This is a genomic window from Streptomyces sp. NPDC007162 (genome assembly GCF_040634175.1).
GTDB lineage: Bacteria > Actinomycetota > Actinomycetes > Streptomycetales > Streptomycetaceae > Streptomyces.
The window spans coordinates 1-4,641 of record NZ_JBEYFC010000452.1 but is presented as its reverse complement, the minus strand read 5'-3'; the positions used below and the strand labels follow the sequence as shown (position 1 = coordinate 4,641).

The 4,641-nt window shown below is 75.2% G+C and carries 3 protein-coding genes; all 3 read left to right on the top strand.

Annotated elements, in window-relative coordinates:
• Nucleotides 1–1,998: SpoIIE family protein phosphatase (locus ABZ646_RS35675; protein ID WP_360528492.1), on the top strand; the 1,998-nt coding region annotated here is incomplete at its 5' end.
• A gap of 48 nt (nt 1,999–2,046) precedes the next feature.
• Nucleotides 2,047–3,591, top strand: coding sequence for a sugar ABC transporter ATP-binding protein (locus tag ABZ646_RS35670; RefSeq protein WP_360528489.1), 1,545 nt, complete (start codon nt 2,047–2,049; stop codon nt 3,589–3,591).
• The gene (locus ABZ646_RS35665) at nt 3,588–4,616 is read left to right on the top strand and encodes an ABC transporter permease (protein ID WP_360528486.1); all 1,029 of its coding nucleotides are present in this window, start codon (nt 3,588–3,590) and stop codon (nt 4,614–4,616) included. The genes ABZ646_RS35670 and ABZ646_RS35665 overlap by 4 nt, the downstream gene beginning before the upstream one ends.
• Nucleotides 4,617–4,641 lie beyond the last annotated feature (25 nt).

Below are 4,641 nucleotides of genomic sequence, written 5' to 3'. Positions count from 1 at the left end.
GCGTCCGGTCTTCCCGCTGAGCCCTCGGTCGCCCCGTCGGGTTCCGCCGCCGAGCCTTCGGTCGTCGCTGCGTCCGGTCTTCCCGCTGAGCCCTCCGTGGTCGCCCCGTCGGGTTCCGCCGCCGAGTCCTCGGTCGTCGCCGCGTCCGGTTCTCCCGCCGAGCCCTCCGGTGCCGCCCCGCCACGGGCGGACCTGCGTTCCGCGGCCCCGCCGCTGCGGACGGGGCCGGTCGGTCAGGGTGCCGCCCGCAGCGGCACGGCCGCCCAAGGTGCCGAGCCTCCCGGCGCCCCGCGACGGCTCGTCCTCTTCGGTGAGCCCGAGGTCGGCGCCTACGCCCTGGCCGCGCGCCGCAGGCTGGAGCTCTTGTCCGAGGCCAGCACGAGGATCGGGACGACGCTCGACGTCCGCCGCACCGCCGAGGAGATGGCACTGACGGCCGTACCGAGGCTCGCCGACCACGTCACCGTCGACCTGCCCGACGCGGTGCTGCGCGGCGAGGAGGCCGACGACCCGCTCGGCGACCTGCGCCGGACGGTGGTGCACGGCGTCCGGGACGGACTGCCCTTCACCCCGGTCGGCAAGCGGATCGCCTTCGGTCCCGCCACCCCGCAGCTGCGCTGTCTCAGCAACGGCCGGGCCGAGCTGGAGCCGGACCTCCAGGCCGCCGCCGGCTGGCTCGCACAGGATCCCGAGCACACCGAACGGCTGCTGGCCGAGGTGCACTCGCTCATCGCCGTACCGCTGGTGGCCCGGGGCGTCGTCCTGGGCATCGCCAGCTTCTACCGCGGGCAGGGCTCCGCCCCCTTCGGTGACGACGACCGCTCCCTGGCACTGGAACTGGCCAGCCGGGCCGCCCTCTCCATCGACAACGCCCGCCGGTACACCCACGAACGTTCGATGGTCCTGGCCCTCCAGCGCCGCCTGCTCCCGCACGGGCTGCCCGACCAGGACGCCGTGGAGATCGCCCACCGCTACCTGCCCGCCGAGTCGGACGTGGGCGGCGACTGGTACGACGTCATCCCGCTCTCCGGCACCCGGATCGGCCTGCTCGTCGGCGACGTCGTGGGACACGGCATGCTGTCCGCGGCCACCATGGGCCGGCTGCGCACCGCCGCCCGCAGCTTCGCCGAACTGGACTTCCCACCGGACGAGGTGCTCACCCACCTGGACAACCTGGTCGGCCGGCTGGACCGCGACGACCCCGACGGCGAGGGCTCCGGCATCATCGGGGCGACCTGCCTGTACGCCGTCTACGACCCCACCACACAACGCTGCGTCATGGCCCGCGCCGGTCACCCGCCGCCCGCGCTGGTCCGCCCCGACGGCAGCGTCCGCTACCCCGACCTGCCCGCAGGACCCCCGCTCGGTCTCGGCGGGCTGCCCTTCGACGCCGTCGAGGTCGACCTGCCGGAGGGCAGCCAGCTGGTCCTCTACACGGACGGACTCATCGAGGACCGCCACCGCGACGTGGACGCCGTGCTCGAACAGCTGCGCGGCGCCCTGGCCGGCCACCCGGAGCGCACGCCCGAGGAGACCTGCCGGGCCATCCTGGACCGGGTGGCACCCGCCCATCCCTGTGACGACATCGCCCTGCTCGTGGTCCGCACCCACGCGCTGGCCGCCGACCGGATCGCCACCTGGGACCTGACCCCCGACCCGGCCCTGGTCGGCGAGGTCCGGGCCGCCGCCCTCGGCAAGCTCACCGAATGGGGCCTGGACGACACCGCGTTCGCCATGGAGCTGATCCTGAGCGAGCTGGTCACCAACGCCATCCGGCACGGCGCCGGTCCCATCCGGGTACGGCTGCTGCACCACCGCACCGTGATCTGCGAGGTCGTCGACGCCGGCAACACCGCCCCGCACCTGCGCCGGGCGGCCAGCACCGACGAGGGCGGCCGCGGTCTGTTCCTGGTCGCCCAGCTCGCCCGGGCCTGGGGCACCCGGCATCTGTCCCAGGGCAAGGTCATCTGGGCCGAATGCGGACTCGACGGCGTGTGAGAGGAAGACGGTCGCCCCGTATCGTACGGATTGATGTAATTTCCTACCGTGTGTGACGCTCCCGGCCAGGACGCGGCTCCCCCCTTCGCGGCGGAACCCGTGGTCGCCGTCCGTGGGCTCGTCAAACGGTTCGGCGGCACCCTCGCCCTGGACGGCGTCGACCTCGACGTCCACGCTGGCAGCGTCCTCGCCCTGCTCGGACCCAACGGCGCCGGCAAGTCCACGCTCATCAAGGTGCTCGCCGGCGTCCACCGTCCGGACGCGGGCCGGGTCACCGTCACCGGACATCCCCTCGGCAGCCGTGCCGCCACCCGCGCGATGTCCTTCATCCACCAGGACCTGGGACTCGTGGACTGGATGACGATCGCCGAGAACGTCGCCCTGGGCGGCGGATATCCACGCCGCGCCGGCCTGATCTCCTGGCGCCGCACCCGCGCGCGCTGCTCCGAGGCCCTGCGCACCGTCGCCGCCCACCTCGACCCCGACGAGCCCCTCGCCCGGCTCACCCCCGCCGAGCGCTCCCTGGTCGCCCTCGCCCGGGCCCTGGCGGTCGACGCGCGGCTCATCGTCCTGGACGAACCCACCGCCCGCCTGCCGGCCGCCGACTGCGCCCGGCTCTTCCGGGTCCTGCACGACCTGCGCGACCAGGGCCGCGCGGTCCTCTACGTCAGCCACCGCCTCGACGAGGTCCACCAGGTGGCCGACACCTTCGCCGTGCTGCGCGACGGCCGGCTGGTCAGTCGCGGCCGACTCGCCGGGTACGGGGCAGCCCGGCTCGTCCACGACATCATCGGCGGTCGGCCCCCGGACAGCCGTCCCGCCGCTGCCGGGGCCCCACCGGGAGCGGTCGTCCTCACCCTCGACGGCTTCCGCACCACCGGCACGGGCCCGGTGAGCCTGACACTGCGGGCAGGCGAGGCCGTGGGCCTCGTCGGTCTCTCCGGCGCCGGGCACGTCGAACTCGGCCGTGCGCTCGCGGGCGCCCTGCCCGTCCTCGGCGGCACGGCCACGCTTGACGGCCGGCCCTACCGCCCCCGCACGGTCGCCGACGCCGTCGCCCGCCGGGTCGGCCTGGTCCCCGGCGACCGCCTCCGGGAGGGCCTGCTCCCGCGGCTGACCGTGCGCGAGAACCTGCTCGCCAACCCCCGCGCCGACGGCGTCCCGGCGCTCGCCCGGATCGGCCCGCGCCGGGAACGGGCCGAGGCCGCCGCTCTGATCAGGAAACTCGCGGTGCGACCCCGTGACCCCGAGGTGCCCGTCGCCACCCTCTCCGGCGGCAACCAGCAGAAGGTCATGATCGGCCGCTGGCTGCGGGTGGCGCCCCGGCTGCTGATCCTGGAGGAGCCCACCGCGAGCGTCGACGTCGGCGCGAAGGACGCGATCCACCGGCTCCTCGACGACGCGCTCGCCCGGGGGCTCGCGATCCTGCTCGTCTCCACCGACTTCGAGGAGGTCGCCGACGTCTGCCGGCGCGCTCTCGTCCTGGTCCGCGGATCGGTGACGGCCGAGCCGGGCGGCGGCGCCCTCACCGCCGCGGCACTCACCCGGGCCGCCTCGGCCGTACCCCCGTCCGGAACCGGGGGCGGCCCATGACCGGCCGCGTGCCCCGCCCCGCCGGCCACCTGATCGGCTCCTACGGCCTGCCGGCCCTCACCGTCCTGCTCGTCCTGGTCTTCTCGCTCGCGCTGCCCCGGACCTTCCCCACCCTCGACACCGCCGACTCGATCCTGTCCACCCAGTCCATCCCGGCCGTCCTCGCCCTCGCCGCGATGGTCCCCATCGTCACCGGCGCGTTCGACCTCTCCCTCGGCTACGGCCTCGGCCTCGCCCACGTCCTGGTGCTGAAGCTGATCGTCGACGAGGGGTGGCCCTGGCCGCTCGCCTGCCTCGCCGTGGTCGTGGGCGGGGGCGCCGCCGGGGTCCTCAACGGGGTCGTCGTGGAGTTCGGGCGGATCGACTCCTTCATCGCCACCCTCGGCACCGGCAGCATGATGTACGCGATCAGCGGCTGGGTCACCGGCGGCAGCCGGATCGTGCCGGGCCCCCAGGGACTGCCGCCCGCCTTCACCGGCCTCTACGACTCCCGGTTCCTCGGCCTGCCGGTCCCCGCCTTCTACGTCCTCGCCGTCGCCGCCGTCCTCTGGCTGGTGCTGGAGCGGCTGCCGGTCGGCCGGTACCTGTACGTCGTCGGTTCCAACCCGCGCGCGGCCGAACTGGTCGGCATCCGGACCCGTACCTGCACGGTGTACGCGTTCACCGCGGCGGGACTGCTCGTCGGCGTGGCCGGGGTGCTGCTCGCCGCCCAGCAGCAACAGGGCAACCCCAGCGTCGGCCTCGACTACCTGCTGCCCGCTTTCACCGGGGCCCTCCTCGGCTCGACGGCGATCCGGCCCGGCCGGCCGAACGTCCTCGGCACGGTCGTCGCCGTCGCGGTGCTCGCCGTCGGCCTCACCGGCATCGGCCAGCTGGGCGCCGACTTCTGGACCGTGCCCCTTTTCTACGGCGCCACCCTGCTGATCGCCGTGGGCCTGGCCGGCTACGCGTCCCGGCGCCGTCTGCGCGCCGGCCCCGGTCTCCCGCCCGGCCCGCCGGAACCGGCGGAGGGCGGCGCCGCATGACCCCCGGCCCGCCGCGCGCCGCCAC

Bases quoted from the DNA above. Each gene is read 5' to 3' on its own strand.
- ABZ646_RS35665 (WP_360528486.1), top strand. From the start codon at position 3,588: ATGACCGGCCGCGTGCCCCGCCCCGCCGGCCACCTGATCGGCTCCTAC.